Below are 20,511 nucleotides of genomic sequence, written 5' to 3'. Positions count from 1 at the left end.
CCTCCTAAGCCATCGTTAACCCGCCATTAACAGACAACGTTTGTCCGGTCACATAACCGGCTTCTTGGGATGCAAAGAAGGCAACAGCATTGGCAATGTCTTCAGCTTCTGCCAACCTGCGGAATGGGATCGCTTTTTCTAATGCTTTGACAATCCCGTCATTGTACTCACTAATCTCAGCAAGAAGGGGGGGGTTACTCGGTCCAGGCGCAATGCAGTTCACATTGATCTTATGACGCGCCATTTCACGAGCGAGCGTTTTTGTAAAGGACACGACGCCCCCTTTTGCTGCGGAATACACCGCCTCCCCGCTTGAACCGACGCGCGCCGAATCTGACGCCAAGTTCACGACTTTGCCGTGCCCTTGGTCAATCATGACTGGCAATACGGCTTTACACGTATGAATTTGGCCCATTAAATTGATGGAGATGACTTTCTGCCAAGTGTCCGGTTCGCTTTTTAGAAACGGCTCAATTTTATCCCATCCGGCATTGTTCACAAGAATGGAAATCTTGCCAAAGTGATCCGCTGCCTTCTTTACAGCTTCTCCTACATCTTCTAATGAAGTGACGTCGCATGCAAGGGGTAAAGCTTCAGTGTTTAACAGCTCGGCGGTTTCTTTTGCTGAGTCGATGGAAATATCGGTCACGACGATCTTCATGCCTTTGTTTGCGAGTGTCTTGGCAATCTCCCGACCAATGCCTCGTCCTGCTCCGGTAATAAATGCTACTTCGCTCATGTTGGTTTCCTCCACGTTTCTCTATTGTTTAATCATGTCTCGAAGGCGGAATTTCTGGATCTTTCTGCTCGGTGTTCTCGGAAACTGTTCAAGCACTTCGACGCGCTCGGGCCAATATTGTTTAGCCACACCTTTCTCTTCTAAAAAGTGCTTAATGTCTTCTAGCGTAAGGGGTGTCTCGTTTGGTTTCATGCCGATCATCGCACAAGCTCTTTCTTGCAGACGTGCGTCAGGCATGGCGACAATTTGGGCAATCTGGATGCTTGGATGTTCATAGAGCATATTCTCAACGTAGGCGACCGGGATGTTCTCTCCACCGCGTATGATAATGTCTTTATTTCTACCAGTGATGCGAATGTATCCGTCCGCATCAATCGTTGCCCGGTCACCTGTAATAAACCAATTGTCAATATGCTCACTTTCTGTGACTTCCGGTTGCTTTAAATACCCGACAAATTGTGCCGGCCCTTTTGCGAGCAATGCTCCTTCAACATCTGGCGGGCACGGGTTTTCGTACTCATCAATCGTTTTCACTTCCATATGAGGAAATGTCGTTCCATCTGTACCCGTCAGCTTCTCAATGGAATCATCGAGCAACGTTAGCGTGACAAGACCATTCTCTGATTGCCCCCAACCAGAGAGAATGGAAAAGGAAACTTTCTCGTTTGCCTCTTTCACGATGGCCCGAGGAATCGGCGCACCTAACGCAATAAATGCTCTAAAAGTTTGCAAGTCATAGTTCTCCAACCCCTCAAACTCAACCACATCTTGCAAAAACGGGGTCGCGCTCGCCGTAAACGTAATGCGCTCAGTACTGATTTGCTCGAGAAATACTTCTGGATTCCAAACGTCTTGGAAGACCGCTGTTCCACCGTAATGAATCGGCAATCGTAGCCCGTAGCCAAAACCCGTTTGGTGCCCGAACGTGGACGGCATAAACATCACATCGTCATCGGTCAGCTTCAGGCGCTCAATCCAATAGTCGGTTGATACACAGAGCGTATTGTGCGTATGCATCACTCCTTTAGGGGAACCTGTCGTTCCAGACGTAAAGATAATTTCTGTCAGCTCATTCGGGTCGTGGATCATTGCTTCGAGTTCTTTCACGTCAAGTCGCTCTTCCCAGGCAATATTCGTGAGGTCGGTAAACGCTTTCATATGTGACGGCACGTTCTCTCCCACAACATACGTGTGCTCCAGCTGGGGCCAATCATCCTTTAGACGATCGATCATGGCCGGGTAATCAAAGCTCCGGAATTCATCAGGCACGACGATCATTTTCGTTTCCGCCATCTTCACCATATAGCCGATTTCTCGGTCCCGGTAAATCGGGATGAGCGGATTCGTAATCGCCCCAATCTTCGTAGCAGCGAGATGCAAAATGACAAACTCATTCCAATTTGGCAGTTGGATCGAAATAACATCCCCTTTTTTTAAGCCCGCTTCAAGCAAACCGAGGGCAACACGATTGACGGATTGGGCCAATTCCGCATACGTGAACCGACTTCGTTTATCAATGATCGCTTCTTTGTTCGGATAACGATCGACCGCTCGATCAAAATAATCGAGAATCGTTTTGTTCGGCCAAATGTTCTCATACTGGGCAATGTATGCATCAGTTAACCGCGTCTCAAATGCCATTCTCACGCCTCCTTATTGGCGAAATTTGTGAAAATCAACCGGACGTTTTTCCAAAAACGCATTCTTTCCCTCTTCGGACTCTTTGGAGTCATAGAACATCGCGAGACTTCCCATCGCAAGCTGCGAAATGCCAGCAATATTGGCTGAATCAGCATTGAATGAATATTTCAGCATCTTAATCGCTGTTGGGCTTTTTTCGAGAATTTTTTCGGCCCATTCCTGTGCGGCCCCTTGCAATTGTTCTGGTGCAACGACGCGGTTCACAAGCCCCATCTCTTTACACTCCTCTGCTGTATATTGCTCACACAAATACCAAATTTCCCGCGCCTTTTTCTCACCGACGATTCTTGCGAGATAAGCCGAACCGTAACCGGCATCATAGCTTCCCACTTTCGGTCCACTTTGACCAAACTTCGCCGTTGATGCTGCAATAGTGAGGTCGCAAATGACATGAAGCACGTGCCCGCCTCCAATCGCATAGCCATTTACGGCAGCGATGACGGGTTTTGGAATGTTGCGAATCGTATTGTGCAGGTTCTCGACCTCTAAACCGATACCGTTTCCGAGCCCACCACCATAGTCGTAACCGCCTTCGTCTCCTTTTTCTTTTTGGTCGCCACCGACACAAACGCCTTCTCGCCTTCACCGGTAAAGATGACGGCGCCAATGCGGTTGTCATCCCATGCTTCCCGAAACGCAGCAATTAACTCGCGGATCGTTTGACCTCGGAATGCATTGTATACGTGGGGGCGATTGATCTTTATCGTTGCAATTCCGTTGTTCTTTTCAAATACAATATCTTCATACGTCATGACAATCTCTCCTTATTATGTGGATGCTCCTGCAGGTGTGTACGAGCGGTATTCTTTGCCAATGATGTCTTTGGCGATGACCATTTGGTTGGCTTGAGCTGTACCGTCGCCAATCTCAAGGCCAATCACATCACGCAAACGCTGTTCGAGCGGCATCTCTTTCGTGTATGCGTAATGCCCATTTAATAGCAAACATTCATGAATGGCCTCTTGGCTATACAAGGGTCCGAGCCACTTTACCGAAGCCGATTCTTTTGAATGCTTTTTATTGTTATCTCTTAGCCATAACCCGCGATACGCTTGCCATTTGAGCATTTCTAGTTTGGAATAATGCGTCACGATTGGAAACGATACGCCTTGATACGTCGCAAGCGCCTTACCAAACGTTTTTCTCGTTTTTACATGTTCTATCGTCTCATCAAGACTTTGGAAAGCGGCGCCCACACATTGGAGACCAATGAGCAATCGACTGAGGTCAAATCCATTCATTACTTGCGCAAACCCTTTGTTCTCCTCACCAATGAGGTGATTCTCCGGTACGCGTACATCATTAAAGTACACGGAGCCACGCCCAATTGCTACATTGCCCATATCTTCGTATCCTCTGCTATCCACTCCTTTCAAGTTGGACGGCACGATAAACGCACTAATTCCTCGGTTCCCAAGAGACGGATCGGTCTTCGCAAACACGATAAACGCATCCGCTTCCGTCGCAACGGAAATTCCTGATTTCTCGCCATTTAAAATATAACCATCACCGTCTCGTAGCGCCGTCGATTTAATTCCGCCAGCGTCTGTACCTGCATCAGGCTCCGTAATCGCAATGCCAAAAATACTCGTCCCTTCAGCAAGCGGCGGCAAATACTGATCTTTAAGCTTATCACTCGCATGAGACGCAATAATCTCCCCGATGAGCGCATTAAGCATCACCGCATACGTTAAGTTAAAATCTCCCCGACCAATTTCTTCAGCGGCAATTCCTGTCGTCACACAGTCTGCCTCACTCCCTCCATATTCAGCAGGAATGCGCAGTCCTGTAATGCCAACATCGCCGAGACGCTTCCATAGATGTCGCGGTGTAATCCCTTCGCGGTCCCATTTTGTATAATTGGGGAGGAGCTCATCTTTAGCCAAATCTTTGAGCATCCTTCTAAAATAATCTTGTTCTTCTGTAAACGAAAAATCGAGCATCGTCATTTCCTCCTTTTTATCGCTGCCCATAAAAACTGCAAAGTTCATGCCAGTTTCTCCACCTTGGGGAATCGGGCGTTCCCCGATTAGCCATTCGCATAGTTGCGAACTTTTTCGCGAATGTGAGAATCAGATGTGCAAAAGGGCAAAAAAAACCAAGCATAAGAAATGATCCCCATGCTTGGTTTTAGTCTATTTTGTACTTCGTCATCTTGCGATACAAGCTTGAGAGGTGGATTCCAAGCTGAATAGCCGCCTTTGAGCGGTCTCCACCTGCAATTTTCAACGCTCGCTGTATCGCTTCTTTCTCGACGCTTTGCACGATTTCATCGAGACGCTGGTGAGTGTTTGAACTCTCAACAACGCCAACAGCCGTCGGATGGTTAGCCACTGTTGAGAACGATACATGTTCGTGCTCGAGCCAGCTTCCTTCTGTAATGTTCATCCCCCGCTCGATAAATGCACGTAGCTCCCTGACGTTGCCTGGCCAATCATATGCGAGCATTTGTGATTCGAGTTTCGGGGTAATATTCTCAACGTCGCGTCCGAGCATATGATTGAAGTGTTCAATGAACGTGTAGGCGAGCGTCATTAAATCTTCTTTTCGCTCGCGCAACGAAGGGATGTGCAGATCAAATACGTACAGTCGATAAAACAAGTCTTCACGGAACTTTCCGGCTTGCACAAGTTGCTGCAAGTTTTTGTTCGTAGCGGCGATCACGCGGATGTCTACATTCACACTGTGCGTACCGCCTAGTCGCTCAACTTCTCGCTCTTGTAGCACACGCATGAGCTTACCTTGCGACAAATAACTTAGTTCTGAGATTTCATCTAAGAATAGTGTTCCATGCTGGGCGAGTTCGACCTTTCCCGGTTTTCCACCCTTTTTCGCTCCACTAAACGCTCCGGCCTCATACCCGAAAATTTCAGATTCGAACAACTCGTCAGGGATGGCCACACAGTTTACCGCAACAAAAGGGTGATTACTTCTCGAACTGCTCTCGTGAATCGCTTGAGCAAACAGTTCTTTCCCGGTTCCGCTCTCTCCACTTAACAACACGGTTGAATCACTCGTCGCAATTTTGGCAGCCAATTCTTTAACGTTGACTAACACTTCGCTTCGCCCGATGATTTCACTCATTGCCGAAGCGCTCTTCTCTCGCTTCGCTCGAAACGCTGCATAGTTTCTCGCTACCCAGTCTTTAAAGTTGCGTCTGTCGACTTCGTCGATTCGAAGCAGCACGTAATAAACACGGCATTCTGATTGCTCCACCATTCGAAATAAGCAAGCAACGTCGCCAATTTGGCCTGCAATGATCTCACGATCGGCTTCTTGCTCATGAATGAATTGGTGGATGAATCCCCCTAACCAACTCTCTTTATTTTCTAAAAAATGATCGCAAAAAGATTGACTCACATCAATAATCTTCCCTTTTGCGTCCGTGTAAACAGCTCCTAACGTCCCGCCTTCATGAATTACACTCATCACTGTTCCACTTTCTCTGGAAGCAAAAAGACGACGACTTGACCTTTAATAACTTCTTTCTTTTTGGAGTTCCAACAGGTCACTTTTTGTGTAATCCATTTGCGTTCTTCATTAATGTCAATGACCATCAACTCTACAGTAATCGAATCATGAATATGTACAGGTGAATAATAGACCAAATCTTTTTGGACGAGTATGCATGGAACGCCAGGCAGCTTCGTGCTAATCAGTTGTGTAATTAAGCTTTCTGCCAGTAGGGCGGGCAGTATCGGTTCTGGATAAACGTCGGTCCACTCATTGTGTTGCTCGGTGTATACAGGCGAATGGTCTTGTGTCAATTCCATACTTCGAATCACATCATCTTCGGTAAATACACGCGTCAGTTGCGCAGTTTGACCATGAGACAGTCTCATCGTTGCTCTCCTCTCGATTTTTCCTCCAGTATAGCATGGACAAATCGAAAGATCGTCAAGTGGCGCATAACAAAAAAGGGGCACATCCCAATGGTAATCCTTGGAATAGCCCCGACGCTACGACGTTTAGTACTTGACAACACCGATTAGTAACATGAGTGCAACGATCGTTGGGATGACGAGAAATAATCCTGTCACCATAAAGGTGTTTGCCCACCCATGGTCTTTCTCTCTTAGGTGCATGAAGTAGTACAACTGTAAGAACATTTGAATGACAGCAAGCACGATGATAAAACTAACTGCAAAAGCAGCAGGCAAGAGGTCGGCGCCAACAGCGATAAACGCAAGCAGTGTGAGGACAATCATAAACGCAAAAGCGATATACTGAATGCGTTGTTCCTCACGATTCTTTCTTTGATCCTCTTGAGTCATGGCGCTTTTCTCAAAGGGTTCCGATAAGTTGTCGGCCATAGTGATTAACCTCCCATTCCCATAAGATAGACGACTGTAAAAATAAACACCCAGACGACGTCAATGAAATGCCAGTAGAGACTAAACGTATAAAATTTCGGTGCGTTTGTCAGTGTGATCCCAGCGTTGTTGTAACGTATCAATAATAGAATAATCCAGCCGAGACCAAATACGACGTGAGCACCGTGCAGCCCGACAAGAGAATAAAACGATGAGGCAAACGCACTCGTTGTAAATCCTAAGCCGTAGTGCACGTACTCAACAAACTCATATATCTCGAAGCCAAGGAAGGCAAGACCTAACAGTGTAGTCATCCACAACCACAGCTTCATTTTCTTAAATTCGTTTTTTCTCATCGCAAACATGGCAATTACGCTCGTCAATGAACTCGTTAATAAAATCATCGTCATAATAAAAACAAGGGGCATGGAGAAGATATCGGCGGCTTCAGGACCTGAAGCCGTACCGTTTCGAAGGCGAGATACGTCCCGAAAAACGTCGCAAACATCGTCACTTCCCCAGAAAGAAATACCCAAAACCCAACAAACTTGTTCTTACCTTCGGTCGTTGCTCGTTCCGGGTGAGCGGGCAACCCTTTCGAAAAATCAGCGGTTTCGCTCATCTGCCAACGCCTCCTGTTCCATAGCTTCGATGTTTTCTTTCGTGATGTAATAGCCGTGATCTTCTTTCCATGAATGCATCGCCATAGAGCCAAACATTAAAACTGCACCGATACCGACGACGATATACGGGTTAATCCAGGCGTCCATATGCAACATAATTAAGCCAAATCCAACGATGAATGAACCTAGCGCGATGAGAAACGGGTAAAACGATCCGTTTGGCATATGCACATCACCGATTGGCTCTGCAGGTTTCATCGTTCCATCCCCGTGCACTTTCTCATAAAACAACGGGTCTAGCGACCGAACTTGCGGCGTTTGCGCAAAGTTGTATTCCGGTACAGGTGTATGGGTCGCCCATTCTAATGTTCGACCGTCCCACGGATCATTCACCGGTTTGTCTGGTGCTTTTATTGCCGAGTAAACGACGTTGATCAGCAAGATGATAATCGCGACTCCTTGCATGTATGATCCGATGGAAGAGATAAGGTTCATCCCGTCCCACCCTTGATCAGCAAGGTATACGTTCACCCGTCTTGGCATCCCAATGAGACCCAAAATGTGTTGTACGAAGAACGTCAAATGAAAACCGACATAAAAGATCCAGAACATAATTTTCCCTAGGGTTTCATTCAAACAGTGCCCGAACATTTTCGGATACCAATAAAACGTTGCGCCTAATAGACCGAGAACAATCCCTCCGAGAATAATGTAGTGAAAGTGAGCAACGACGAAATACGTGTCGTGGTATAGATGGGTCACTGGCGCCATTGCCAACATTACCCCGGTGACCCCACCAAGAACAAAGGTCGGAACAAAGGAGGACGCACAGAGCATCGCGGTCGTAAACCAAAGTTTCCCGCCCCACATCGTAAACAACCAGTTAAAGATTTTGATCCCCGTCGGAATCCCGATGATCATTGTTGCCAATGCAAAGATTGAATTCGTGATTGGCCCTAAGTTCAACGTAAACATGTGGTGAACCCATACCATAAACCCGAGAAACCCGATAATGATCGTCGCAAAAACCATCGCGGTATACCCGAATAATCGCTTCTTTGAAAACACAGGAATGATTTCTGATATCATGCCGAATGCAGGCAATACAAGAATGTATACTTCCGGGTGACCGAAAATCCAAAAGATGTGCGGCCAAATCACAACATTCCCGCCCTCACTCGGAATAAAGAATTGTCCACCAAACATACGGTCAAGCATTAATAACGCAAGACCGGCGGCAAGCGGAGTGAACGCGAATACAATGAGCATGCTCGTGACAAACGATGTCCAGCAAAATAATGGCATACGAAGCATCGTCATCCCTGGTGCTCGCATCGTAATCATCGTCACAATAAAGTTAATTCCTGATATGAGCGTACCGAGCCCGGATATTTGTAAACCGAGCACATAAAAGTCAAGTCCTATGCCTGCGTAGTCTCGACTCGACAAGGGCACGTAAGCCGTCCAACCGGCATCAGGACCACCCCCAAAAAACCAGGAAAGACTTAATAACAATCCTCCAAAGAAGAAAAACCAAAACCCTAATGCGTTTAAAAATGGGAATGCCACATCACGGGCACCGATTTGCAGTGGAATCATGTAGTTCATAAATGCAAACAAAAGTGGTGTTGCTGCTAAAAACAGCATAATGGTTCCGTGCATCGTAATAAATTCGTTGTACGTTTGGCCACTTAAAATTGTACTTTCTGGATACATGAGCTGAATGCGGAAGATAATTGCCATCAACCAGCCTTACCAAAGAATAGCGTTCCTGCTAATAAGTATAAAACTGCTATTTTTTTGTGGTCTACTGTCGTCAGTAAATCCCATAAAACACTCTTTTTCAGCGTTTCTGCAGCCTCTCTAACCACTCGATTCGCTCCCTTCATGCAAGTCTTCAACAGTTTGCCCCTAGCGACAACCATTATGCATACAAGAACAGAACAAAAAATAACCTTCCTCAATGCGCGCAAACATTGAAGAAGGTCATTATTAGAGAAATTCATCCATAAAGGGACCAATCCTTGTGGTCGCCTCGACGTTCTCACATCAAGACAGTACTAGTATGTAATGATTCCCAGATATTTATACGTGTATGTTGTCCACATGATATGATATAAGAAATGCAAAAAGAGGTGATCGGATGTTACCGACGATTGCAAAGCGAATGAACGACGTTCAATTTTCTAAAATTCGAGAACTATCGGAAAAAGCAAGGCAGCTAGACGCCTCCGGCGTGCCTGTGTACAGCTTGACGCTCGGTGAACCAGACTTTGACACCCCAGAAGCGGCACAACAAGCAGCCATCAACGCAATGCGTGATAGGGACACCCACTATACACCGAACCACGGCATCCCTGCACTTCGAGAAGCGCTTGCTCAAAAGTTACTTAACGATAATGGCGTTCGCGCAGAAGCCGATGAAATCATCGTCACAGCTGGGGGTAGCGAGGCGGTATTAAACATCATACTTGCCATTTTGAATCCAGGCGATGAAGTCTTAATTCCGAGCCAGCTTGGCCGAACTACGAGTCTGCTGCGCACCTAGCTGGTGCGACACCGGTGCACATCCCGCTCTCAAAAAACGGCAATCGGCTAAGCGTCGATTTCAAGACGATTGAGGCGCACATAACACCAAAGACAAAAATGCTCATCGTAAATTCGCCACATAACCCGACGGGACTCGTGATGACCAAAGAAGAAATCGACCAGCTTGCCAATATCGCCAAGAAACATAACTTGATTGTACTTTCTGACGAGATGTATGAGAAAATCATCTCTGACGGCACTGAGCACGTGAGCATCGCCAGCTTACCTGGCATGGCTGAGCGAACCGTTACAGTGAATGGATTTTCAAAAGCGTATGCAATGACCGGATGGCGCATCGGCTACTTGCATGCTCCAAGTCCTTTATACCAAGGCATTTTCCGGGTGCATCAATTTAACACAGCCTGCGTGCCTGCATTCACACAAAAAGCTGCGCTTGCAGCAATGGAACGTGCAGGAGATGTTCTTGAATACATGCGTCATTCATTCGCACTAAGACGAACCTTGCTTGCCGATGCTCTTTCCAATACTGAACAGTTACAAGTCATGGAAGCGGCCGGCGCTTTTTATCTTTTCGTTCGCGTCCACCATCAAGAAGCGAACATTCGCGAATTTGCGTTGCGCTTGCTTGAGGATACCGGTGTTGCGACGGTACCGGGCACCGCCTTTGGAGACGCTGGTGAAGGATACTTGAGACTTTCATACGCCGCCTCTGACCATGTATTATTAGAAGCAGCGAAACGTCTCGTCAACTACGTTTCTCACTAAAACCCGCACGGAGGCTCGTATGGATCCACAGTTACGAAATGGAATGCTTATGGTTTTTATCGGTATGGTTTTATTATTCACGACATTATTAATTGAATATCCATTGTGGCTCTGGGCGATGGTGCTTGCCGCAAGCTTTGTTGTGGCGTTCATCGGCGCACGGAACTTATGGTTATTTATTAAACGGTCCTAACAAAGCGGCGGTGGCGACGTGCCCCGCCGCGTTTTCGTCATCGATTACAGTATGTACAAAACGTATAGCCTTGCTGCACGTAAGACGTACACTCTTGGTCAATGGATGTGAACTGCTTATCTTCATGTAGGATGTGTTTGTGGTTACATTGATCGGTAATAAAACGTGTTTTGTGTATAATTTTGTTGTGATGGTCGATAAGATACGGATTCACAATACTTCCCTCCAAATAAAAAACGTTGTACACTGCAAAAAAAGCCGAAAAGGAGTCTCCTCCTCTTCGGCTTATGTCCGACACTATCGTCCGGCCCATTCCCACCTATGGTTTCAATGTAAATATAATGTAGCTTTTATCTCGTTGAAAATCCCAATCCACAAAGATATCCTCAACACCTCGTTTTAGAATTTCTTCAAAACCAGCCGCATGTAGCAGTTTCTTTTCAAGGTGTCTCTTTGTAATCTTAAGATGTTCTTCAAAACCTGTCCGAATCAGTTCCTTTTCAATCGTCACAAGAATTCCTTCACGAAAGACGACAAGCGTGCGATCGTTGGCAAAAAACGACTGAACCGATCGCGGTTGTTTCTCCGCCTCTTCGGTCACTCTGCAAATGGCTCATGGACATTATCTTTTTCAGGGTAGTCGTCTTCTTCTTTTAATTCATTGGCGTTAATCCTTGCCAAAATAATTCCTGAACGATTTGAAAGAGACCAGTCATAATACAATTCGTCTATTTCAGTATCTAGCCGCACCCGAAGGGTTGCTTTAATATCTGGTAATAATTCTTCCATTAATAAGTCTCTCGTTTCTTCAACCATCAAGTTCTGATGTTTCGAAACGAGCACCCGCTCCATCGGTGCTAGAAAGTCTCGTAAATGAATGACAACATAATCGGCTTTTATTGATACGTAAACCGAAGCCGGTCCTTTACCGAAATTATCACGAAATAATCTTCCAATGTAACTGGATAGTTCAGATTGTATCGATTTCTCCATCGTGCTCATCCTTAGCTGTAGACGAAAACATTATTTTTTTCGTCCACTTAGTATTGTACGTGCATTAGTCAGAGCTGTAAAGCTCTGGGACATCTTCATAACACGCCTATACTATTCCCCTAGTCCTAAAGAGATAAACCAATGGGTAGTGTGGGTAGATAAATGAATTTCATAACTTTATTTACGTACACAATAAACAGAGGTTTTGAACAAGTGTCGTTTAGTAAATTACACTCATGGCAGATGTTTTCACTCCAGAGTACACCCAGCAGCGGAAAGCAACAACAAACTGTTCAATAACGATCTAGATCGCCCAGTATCTGAAAAAAAAAGCGATGTTTTGAAGCAATCTAGATCGCGGGTCTCCTAGGAATCCCCAATACTGGGGCGAGTATCGACACGGACGGTGCCGAAAACAGCGAAAAACCATATATATAAGTTGAACGAAAGAATTTCTTCAAGAACCGATGGTAAGCTTGGTAGCAGATTACAAGGTTACATGTACATCCTCGCCCTGAAGTACCCACATAATATCGGCGCGAGCCGCGCCGAACCGAGTGCGGTTTCGTTTCGGCCCCGGCGGGGCCGACGTGTCGTTGGCACTTCAGCCTGGAATCTGCGCGCAAGTTGGAACAAACTGCGCGCAAGTTTGGCGAATTCGGCGCTAAAATTGGTCAAAACCGCAAACTTGCGCGCAGATGGGGGAAACTAGCGCGCAGTACGGTCGTTCGTCTTGCCCGCATGTGCCACCATCCCTGCGGCAACGGGTTCAGAGAACCATCCTTTGCATTTCCAAGCCATAAACCTAGCATCCTGTCGGCGCAAGCCGCGCCGAACCGAGTTCGGTTTCGTTTCGGCCCCGGCGGGGCAGACGTGTCGTTGGCACTTCAGCCTGGAACCTGCGATCCAGTTGGAACAAACTGCGCACAAAATGGCACCGCACTACCCCTTCACCCAGCAACCAACATCGCAAATCAGGAAAGCCTTACGTTCATTCTATCTAGATCGCCATTCTCCTAGAAATATCCATGTGCTTACCTAATAGAAGTGTTTATGAGCCAAATCGTTCTTCAACATCGTAGAGAACCGATACCCATTCAAATTTACCTTCTTTGCATACTTACATATTCCCAAACCCCACTTGCACAGCTCTCTCAACTCGATGCGCACACAAATGTATCGTTCCTTTTATAGATAAGGTAAATTAAAGCGATTCATATGCCTACAAGATTTCGATAACTTCCACGAACGGAGCATTGCCAGGGGACCGAGGGACGAAAATCTTACCATAGAATGACCAGTGGTAAGATTTCATCCAAAAACGCTAGCAAATTCGAGAATATCCTCCCATAGCGAATTACTACCTCATACAAATCCTACAGCGTTTATGTTAACGAGCAGTTGAAGTAATGCTCACTTCAAATATAAGAATGGGGGCGATGCTTCACTGATCTGAAGAATCACTCGCTTCAGCTAAATAAAAATTGATCCATAATCTTAACCTTTCAACTTATGCGCTAATTGGCTAATGCTTCACTTTTGCACACGTCGTATGAAAACGCAACTCTCTCTGGCAGTGAATCACAGTGAAAGCTTTGAAAAACCCTATTTGATCGCATTTAACAAAGGCGGCAAATAACGAATCAAGTCATCTGATTGGTCTGATACGAACGTGCGCAGACTTTTCCGGTCCGCCTTTACCGATATGATCTCCATCAGTTCGGGCTCATTACCAGCCTTCGTAGTCTCATTTGATGCGCTTCAAAAAAGGATACAAATTCGTCTTTTCGCATCGGTATGTTAATTTCATAAATCACCGCGACCCACACATATGCTTCTGGATACACGAGGCAAAGAGGTCCAATAGACGTCACGTGCTCCATCATTTGTGTAGAAAGTCCGACTTCTTCCAGTACTTCTCGTTGAACGTTTCCAACAAGGTCGATTTCACCGTTCACGACATCCGCGTCGTCAATTCCACCGCCGACACATTGGATCATACGTGGTTTTGCTGTATGTTCACCCATCCTCCCGAAAATTAAATAATTATCTTTCGTTCGAATGAGTGCTGCCGGTGCTAATATCGTGCATGCCTCTTGCGGGGGTAACGTGCTGGACTTTGCATACAGGTGGTGGGCGTAATCACTCGCTTTCATTGCGATGACGAGTTCGTCATTTGTATGATGAATCGAATCAATAATGAAAAGTTCACCGCGAAAGAACTTGCCATCGGCATTTACCCGCTGCCAGTAGGCATCCACCTGCTGTTGTGTAGCTACACTCAATGGCTCAGCGTCTTCGTTAATCGGCACATGAAATTGTGTTGGAACTGGTACAATGTTTAGTGAATGATTCCTCATAGAATTTCCCCCCTTTCAAACCGCTTATCCTCCTTCCCAAAGTGGCGACTGTTCGAGTTGCCATCCAAGTTGGAGTAGACGGTGTTCTTGTCCTGCTTGTGTGATTACTTGTACACCGAGCGGCATTCCTTCAGACGTCTTGTACACCGGCAATGAAATCGCCGGTAACCCCGTCATGTTCGCAAGTTGTGTAAACGGAGAATACGTTAAGCTTGGCAAAAACATCTCATAAACCGTTTCAAACAATTGTTCCGTTGACTTCTCCACAGATTCATACAAGCGTTCAACTTCTTTGTGAGTGGGGGTCAACTCCCCAACACGCGGTGCGGAAAACGCCGTTGTTGGTGTGATGTACAAATCAAATGTATCTTGAAACCTGACCATACGGGCTTTCGCTTGATCCCAAGCCGACAGGCTACTGGCATAGTGAGCCGCGGAAAGTCTGTCTCCTAAATGACGCAACAGCCACGTCTCTACTTCAACATCCTCTCGCGTTACTGATCGCCCTAGGTCACGTTCTATTGAAGATAATAGGGCAGCCATCTCACCAGCGTTCATCGTATAGTATTGTTCCATAAGCGTTTTTCCTTCAATGTCTGGACCGCATTCTTCAATGTAATGACCTTCTGTTTCCAACCAACGTACAACTTGACGCACAGCCCGCTTCGCATCTTCCGAGACCGGTGTCTCGACAGGGGAACGATCACTCCAAGCGATCCGAAGTTTATGCTTTTCGGCTGTTGCCATTTGCTTCTCAAAACTTTCTTCATATATGGGCGTATGAAATGCGGCTTCTTTTTGATACACCTGAAGCTCATCCAACACTCGTGCGCTATCTCTCATAGAACGAGATAGAACAAAATCAATGGCCGCCCCTTGCCATTGCCTTCCTACCCCTGGACCAACGGGTATTCTCCCTCTTGTCGGTTTCAAACCAACAAGGTTTGTAAACGATGCTGGAATTCGAATCGATCCTCCCCCATCGCTCGCTGCAGCAACCGGTACAATCCGTGCCGCAACAGCTGCTGCAGCACCCCCGCTCGATCCCCCAGGTGAGAATGCCTCTCCCCACGGGTTGCGGGTCGGTCCATACACCTTCGGCTCGGTAATATTTTTTAAGCCGAATTCAGGTGTGTTCGTAAAGCCCGTCATCATAAACCCTGCTCTCTTGAGTCGACTGACAAAGTGACTGTCTCTTTGGGCGACCCGGTGTGAAAGCAACGCTGACCCAGCCGTTATTGGTTCTCCTTGTATTGTATGTGATAGATTTTTGAGTAGTAACGGCACTCCGGCAAACGCTTCATTGTGAAAACGACGTTCCTTCGCTTCTTTTCGCGCCCCGTCGTATCGCTCCTTCACAATTGCATTCAGACTCGGGTTCACCACTTCTGCACGTGCAATGCTCGCTTCTACTAATTCATTTGCCTTTACTTGCCCCGTTTGGACGAGAGATGCCAGCCCAACCGCATCGAAGTTTGTATATTCTTTCATTTGCACTCACCTCACACCGAATACTCGATCTATTTGCAGTTCTATTCCCGTCTTTCAAGAGAGAAAAACAATTTTAGGTCATAGCTCCTGAGTTATGTTACAGCCATATCACAGTGAGATGACACCGTGATTTTCTAGATGAATTCGGGACTATTCTTAAGCTCATGCTTAACGCCAAACAGTTATTGGTAGATATTTCTATATTTATCGTCCAGATAGAGTAGGATGAGCAACCTATTTTACTCGGTTTTTCATTATACACCAATAATAAACATTCGAATGCTTAATCCAAACGTAATGGTTTTTAATGTTGTTGTGATGGCACGTTTATCTTTGGTAGGTATACTGACGAGTGATGTCAATTGTACAAAGAATAAAGGAGATCATCTATGCTACTCATCGTCGCAACTTGCTTATTATCATTACTGGTCTTTGGCATTATAGAGAGCCGTAAACACAACAAAAATGTTTCTTCAATTCCGATACGCATCAATATAAATGGTGTACGCGGTAAGTCTACAGTCACTCGCCTCGTGACAGGTGTTCTTACAGAAGCAGGGCTTAAAACGGTAGGAAAAACGACAGGAACACAAGCAAGAATGCTTTATTGGTATAGTGGTCAAGAAGAACCGATTGTGCGCCGACCAGAAGGTCCAAACATCGGAGAGCAAAAACATGTGATGAAACAAGTCGCCGACCAAGATGCAGAAGCCATCGTCAGTGAATGCATGGCTGTCACTCCTGATTACCAGGTCGTTTTTCAAGAGCGAATGCTCCAAGCGAACATCGGTGTCATCGTGAACGTACTTGAAGATCACATGGACCTCATGGGGCCAACTCTAGATGAAGTGGCCCACGCCTTTACCGCCACCATCCCTTACGATGGTCACCTCATCGTCAACGACAGCCCCTACGTTCCGATGTATAAAGAAATTGCTGAGAAAAGGAACACCCGAGTCATTGTGTGTGACACAACCAAAATTCCTGAAGCCTACTTGCTTCAGTTTGACTATATGGTCTTTCCAGAGAACGCGGCACTTGCTCTTGCCGTCGCAGAAGCGCTCGACATTGATCGCGAAACAGCGTTTCGAGGCATGCTCAATGCTTGGCCTGATCCAGGATCATTACAAATCATGCCGATTGACCTTGACGATTCAACCCCTTCTTACCTCGTAAACGGCTTTGCTGCCAATGATGCGGCGTCAACCATTAATATATGGGACCGGGTAAAATCACTCGGTTACCCAACCGATGATGCGGTTGTTATTATGAATTGCCGAAGCGATCGTTACGAACGCACAGAACAATTTGCAAGCGATGTTTTGCCGCACTTGCCGTGCAGAACACTCGTCACTATCGGAGAAACGACGAATCCAATCGCTGCTGCGTTTGATCGTGGAGAGATTCCCGCAGACCAGTTCCTGAACCTAGAAAGCTACGACACCGCCGACATTATTGAAGAAGTACGCCCTTATATAAAAGATACCGTCATTTATGGCGTCGGCAACATTCACGGAGCTGCCGAGCCGCTAACACAAGAGCTTAGAAACATGCAGAAAACAAATGAAGAAAAAATCGCAGTCCTACAATAAACAAACGTTTGATTAAGGAGACTCACCATGGATATCGCAGAAGTAACCGTCGCCCTCGTTGCCGGTGTGACACTCAGTTTATTTTTCGCTGAGAAAACAGGTATTGTACCTGCCGGACTCGTTGTCCCAGGGTACATTGCACTCGTCTTGACCTCACCGCTATACGCAACATCCATTTTATTTATTAGCTTTGCAACGTACCTCGTTGTCATGCACATTATCAATCGCTTCACGATTCTCTATGGCCGTAGAAAGTTCGCGGCAATGCTCCTAACCGGAATTATACTCAAGCTAGCATTTGACACCGTGTTTAATTTCACACCTGAAGATGTTGGGAATTTGCAAGCGATCGGCTTGATCGTCCCAGGCCTTGTCGCGAATACCATTCAGCGACAAGGATTTGTGGCAACGATGGCAAGTACAACGCTATTAAGCGTAGCTACATTCGGGATTCTGCTTGTGTATCAACTATTGTTTGTCTAAAAAACAGGAGGGAATACCATGCAACAATCATTACCACTTAAAGAACGGTGCGTGCGTGCAGTAAAATACCAGAAAAAAGATGCTTCCGTTCAGACGATGATTGCGTTTGTCGCCTCTCTACTCGTTTTACTCGTGTTCATGTAAGAAAAGGAAGGGATCGTAATGAATCGCAGTCGAATCGAAACAATCATCGTCATCGTTCTCCTCCTCGTTGCGGTCGTTCTTTTGAGTTTAAATTTCACGAGCGATGAGCGAGATCACGAAGAAGATCGGACCGAAGTACCCGAAATGAAAACAGACACCCCATCAAATTCACTAGTAGATGCGTCGGGGTCGCTACCGACCACCCTGTAGCGACAGAGATTGGAATGGAAGTTCTTGATCAAGGGGGGAACGCAGCTGACGCCGCTGTTGCCATCTCTTATGCCATCAGTGTTCTTGAACCTCAAGCATCAGGCATCGGTGGTGGCGGCCTGATGCTTGTCCACGCACCTGAGGAACAGGAACCCGTCGCTTTTGATTACAGAGAGACCGCACCGAATCAAAACAATAAACCAGACCCGGGCATTGGTGTGCCCGGGTTCGTCCGTGGGATGGAAAAGGTAAACGCGAACTACGGATCACAACCGATCGAGGACCTCATGGAGCCTGCAATCGAACTCGCCATGGACGGAGTGGATGTTTCTTATACACTTCATACTCACCTACAAAATGCGTACTCCCATATAGAGCCTCAGACCGCAGATGTTTTCTTTCCAGGAGGTCGAGCAATTGAGCCTGGAGACCCCCTCGTTCAAGAAGAGTTAGGGCGAACGTTAAAAACCATTCAAGAGGAAGGACCTGGCGCGTTTTATCATGGACCGATTGGGGACCGGATCATTACACGCATTGACGGGTTAGGTCGTGAAGATTTGGCAGGATATGACGTACAAGTTCGCCATCCGGTGCGTGCGACTTTTGCTGGAATGGATGTATACGCGGCGCCACCCCCTGCAGGGGGGACGATGCTCGTGCACGCTTTGCAAATGGCGGAGCGGCTGTCACTTGATGAATGGGCGGATAACCCATCCGAATTTATGAAACGAGTCGGGGGGATTGCCCGCACCGCTTACGAAGACCGAGTTCAAACGATTGGTGACCCTGCATTTGTAGACGTGCCGCTAACGAACATCTTGGATTCGGATTACGTGGATAACCTTGCAAAGGAGTTTCTTGACGATACCGGCAAAGATCCGCTTCCTGAAGATATGGAAGGCGGAGAAACGGATGGCAACACGACGCATTTTGTGATCGTTGATGAGGAAGGGATGATGGTCTCAGCGACGAATACACTGAGTAGCTTTTTTGGGTCGGGAATATACATGGACGGATTTTTCTTAAACAACCAGTTGGATAACTTTTCAGCGAGCACAACGTCTCCGAATCGCTATGAACCTGGCAAACGACCGATTAGCTATATTACCCCGACGATTATTGCAGCTGATGGACAACCAAAAATCGGCATTGGAAGCTCTGGTGGCCGCCGCATTACGTCGACACTTACGCAAGTGCTCGTCCGCCACTTGTTAATGGATGAACCGATTGAAGATGCCATCGAAGCGAATCGATCATTCTATGATTTTCACTCCCCAACAATATCTGTTGAAGGTCGCATCCCTCCAGACGTCACCGAATCACTTGAACAAGAAGGGTATACCGTTGATCACACGAAAAGCGCCATTTACTTTGGCAGCGTGCAAAGTATCGTTGTCGATGACGAAGCCGGGATCATTACTGGCGGAGCTGATTCAAGAAGAGGAGGAGAGTGGGATGCCCACTAACCTCCTCTTCTTATTCTCTCTACAAGTTAAAGCAGCTTGGGCAACCTGCTGAATTGCCTTTTTGTCACAGGGACCAGGTGTGGTGTGTTCGATTCACTTTACACGTCCACCGTGTGTCTTATCGCATCATCGTCAAACTGAGGTCATTGCCAAGCAGTGGTTCAATGGTATTGAGCTCTCGTCCACTTCTAATCGATCGTTTCCTCCATATAAAAATAAAGCTCTGTTAGCGTTCGATGTTGCTATTACTTTAAAAACAGATTTCCATAATTTTTTGTAAAATACTCTTCTCCAACTAACGGATATATTAGTTTAATCGTATTCTATATAAGTTGAACGAAAGAATTTCTCTGAATCCAATGACCGAGATCGATCTTTACAGGCAAACACCTACCGATCGTCTGTTGAAGTTCATCTCACTTCGATGTCGATCGTTGTTCGTTACTGCAAGGGTTGTGGGAAACACAGAACACGTTTGCTGAATGGTAAAAAGACGTGACCGATGACCACCACCTGATGCAAGCGTGTGGTCTCCTAACACGTATGTGACAATCCAGCCCTCTAACCGATCACTTTTGGTCTTCAACGGTCATATATATCGCGATTTGTGACCGTTGACACCGTTTATGTGCGCATCCACGTTTAAAGTGATGATTTTTCTTTCTCAAGTGTCACATTAATGAATATATGGGGCATTTGAACTTTTTTTCATACCGTGACCAGTAGGCAGAAACGTGAACCGTGTTGCTCTTATGACCGGGAGTGTGAAGATAACATGGGGGGCGATTTTGAATACCGATGTTGCACTTGTAGTCTGGACTGCATAGAAAACACGGTGGCAGATGTTTCGCCACCGATGTTGCACTTGTAGTCTGGAGTGTAAAGAAA

The 20,511-nt window shown here is 46.4% G+C and carries 16 protein-coding genes and 4 pseudogenes; 7 read left to right on the top strand and 13 right to left on the bottom strand.

What is annotated here, in order from left to right; genetic code table 11:
- Positions 1 to 4: 4 nt before the first annotated feature.
- The 9 genes and pseudogenes from JCM19039_RS18145 to JCM19039_RS18105 form a co-directional block, all read right to left on the bottom strand.
- Positions 5 to 739, bottom strand: a complete 735-nt coding sequence (locus tag JCM19039_RS18145; RefSeq protein ID WP_042429856.1) for an SDR family NAD(P)-dependent oxidoreductase — start codon at positions 737 to 739, stop codon at positions 5 to 7.
- A gap of 21 nt (positions 740 to 760) precedes the next feature.
- On the bottom strand, positions 761 to 2,380 hold the full coding sequence (locus tag JCM19039_RS18140) for an AMP-binding protein (RefSeq protein ID WP_042429854.1): 1,620 nt from the start codon (positions 2,378 to 2,380) through the stop codon (positions 761 to 763).
- A 12-nt stretch (positions 2,381 to 2,392) separates the two neighbouring features.
- Positions 2,393 to 3,192: pseudogene (menB, locus tag JCM19039_RS18135) on the bottom strand (1,4-dihydroxy-2-naphthoyl-CoA synthase).
- Positions 3,193 to 3,207: 15 nt separating this feature from the next.
- A complete protein-coding gene (locus tag JCM19039_RS18130; protein WP_238545134.1) occupies positions 3,208 to 4,431 on the bottom strand; it encodes an acyl-CoA dehydrogenase family protein in 1,224 nt (407 codons plus the stop codon).
- 139 nt (positions 4,432 to 4,570) lie between these two features.
- On the bottom strand, positions 4,571 to 5,869 hold the full coding sequence (locus JCM19039_RS18125) for a sigma-54-dependent Fis family transcriptional regulator (RefSeq protein ID WP_052398929.1): 1,299 nt from the start codon (positions 5,867 to 5,869) through the stop codon (positions 4,571 to 4,573).
- Positions 5,869 to 6,282: a hypothetical protein gene (locus JCM19039_RS18120; protein ID WP_042429851.1), complete on the bottom strand. Its 414-nt coding sequence runs from the start codon at positions 6,280 to 6,282 to the stop codon at positions 5,869 to 5,871. The genes JCM19039_RS18125 and JCM19039_RS18120 overlap by 1 nt, the downstream gene beginning before the upstream one ends.
- Before the next feature lie 126 nt (positions 6,283 to 6,408).
- Entirely contained in the window at positions 6,409 to 6,753 is a 345-nt protein-coding gene (locus tag JCM19039_RS18115; RefSeq protein WP_042429849.1) for a cytochrome C oxidase subunit IV family protein, read from the bottom strand.
- A 5-nt stretch (positions 6,754 to 6,758) separates the two neighbouring features.
- A pseudogene (locus JCM19039_RS18110) lies at positions 6,759 to 7,375 on the bottom strand (cytochrome (ubi)quinol oxidase subunit III).
- A pseudogene (locus tag JCM19039_RS18105) lies at positions 7,359 to 9,265 on the bottom strand (cbb3-type cytochrome c oxidase subunit I). Before JCM19039_RS18105 ends, JCM19039_RS18110 begins: the two co-directional pseudogenes overlap by 17 nt.
- Before the next feature lie 254 nt (positions 9,266 to 9,519).
- On the opposite strand from JCM19039_RS18105, the pseudogene JCM19039_RS28195 reads away from it, so the two are divergent.
- Both JCM19039_RS28195 and JCM19039_RS24590 read left to right on the top strand, forming a co-directional pair.
- A pseudogene (locus JCM19039_RS28195) lies at positions 9,520 to 10,691 on the top strand (pyridoxal phosphate-dependent aminotransferase).
- Positions 10,692 to 10,710: 19 nt separating this feature from the next.
- On the top strand, positions 10,711 to 10,884 hold the full coding sequence (locus tag JCM19039_RS24590) for a hypothetical protein (RefSeq protein ID WP_193744287.1): 174 nt from the start codon (positions 10,711 to 10,713) through the stop codon (positions 10,882 to 10,884).
- Between the two features lie 319 nt (positions 10,885 to 11,203).
- Here the strand turns inward: JCM19039_RS24590 and JCM19039_RS25945 are convergent, their stop codons facing one another.
- The 4 genes from JCM19039_RS25945 to JCM19039_RS18085 form a co-directional block, all read right to left on the bottom strand.
- Positions 11,204 to 11,485 (bottom strand): Na-translocating system protein MpsC family protein, encoded by a 282-nt coding sequence (locus JCM19039_RS25945; protein WP_238545133.1) that lies wholly within the window; start codon positions 11,483 to 11,485, stop codon positions 11,204 to 11,206.
- Entirely contained in the window at positions 11,482 to 11,877 is a 396-nt protein-coding gene (locus tag JCM19039_RS25940; RefSeq protein WP_238545132.1) for a DUF2294 domain-containing protein, read from the bottom strand. Before JCM19039_RS25940 ends, JCM19039_RS25945 begins: the two co-directional genes overlap by 4 nt.
- Positions 11,878 to 13,592: 1,715 nt before the next feature.
- Entirely contained in the window at positions 13,593 to 14,237 is a 645-nt protein-coding gene (locus JCM19039_RS18090; protein WP_042429847.1) for a hypothetical protein, read from the bottom strand.
- Between the two features lie 24 nt (positions 14,238 to 14,261).
- Complete coding sequence (locus JCM19039_RS18085) at positions 14,262 to 15,734, bottom strand: amidase family protein (protein WP_042429844.1); 1,473 nt, start codon at positions 15,732 to 15,734, stop codon at positions 14,262 to 14,264.
- Between the two features lie 383 nt (positions 15,735 to 16,117).
- On the opposite strand from JCM19039_RS18085, the gene pgsB reads away from it, so the two are divergent.
- Genes pgsB through ggt form a run of 5 tightly spaced genes read left to right on the top strand, consistent with a single transcriptional unit; the run spans position 16,118 to position 19,623 of the window.
- Positions 16,118 to 17,320 (top strand): poly-gamma-glutamate synthase PgsB, encoded by a 1,203-nt coding sequence (gene pgsB, locus JCM19039_RS18080; RefSeq protein ID WP_042429841.1) that lies wholly within the window; start codon positions 16,118 to 16,120, stop codon positions 17,318 to 17,320.
- A gap of 27 nt (positions 17,321 to 17,347) precedes the next feature.
- Entirely contained in the window at positions 17,348 to 17,803 is a 456-nt protein-coding gene (pgsC, locus tag JCM19039_RS18075; protein WP_042397130.1) for a poly-gamma-glutamate biosynthesis protein PgsC, read from the top strand.
- Between the two features lie 18 nt (positions 17,804 to 17,821).
- A complete protein-coding gene (locus JCM19039_RS26740; protein WP_255343700.1) occupies positions 17,822 to 17,947 on the top strand; it encodes a hypothetical protein in 126 nt (41 codons plus the stop codon).
- An 18-nt stretch (positions 17,948 to 17,965) separates the two neighbouring features.
- Positions 17,966 to 18,157 carry a hypothetical protein gene (locus JCM19039_RS22560; RefSeq protein WP_052398926.1) on the top strand — a complete coding sequence of 64 codons (192 nt, stop codon included), beginning with the start codon at positions 17,966 to 17,968 and terminating at the stop codon, positions 18,155 to 18,157.
- A gap of 14 nt (positions 18,158 to 18,171) precedes the next feature.
- The gene (gene ggt, locus JCM19039_RS18070) at positions 18,172 to 19,623 is read left to right on the top strand and encodes a gamma-glutamyltransferase (RefSeq protein ID WP_052398925.1); all 1,452 of its coding nucleotides are present in this window, start codon (positions 18,172 to 18,174) and stop codon (positions 19,621 to 19,623) included.
- Positions 19,624 to 20,511 lie beyond the last annotated feature (888 nt).

Origin of the sequence: Geomicrobium sp. JCM 19039, assembly GCF_000698145.1 — a bacterium.
Taxonomy (GTDB): domain Bacteria; phylum Bacillota; class Bacilli; order Bacillales; family Marinococcaceae; genus Geomicrobium_A.
The sequence above is the reverse complement of the archived record's forward strand: the minus strand, read 5'-3'. Positions and strand labels throughout refer to the sequence as shown.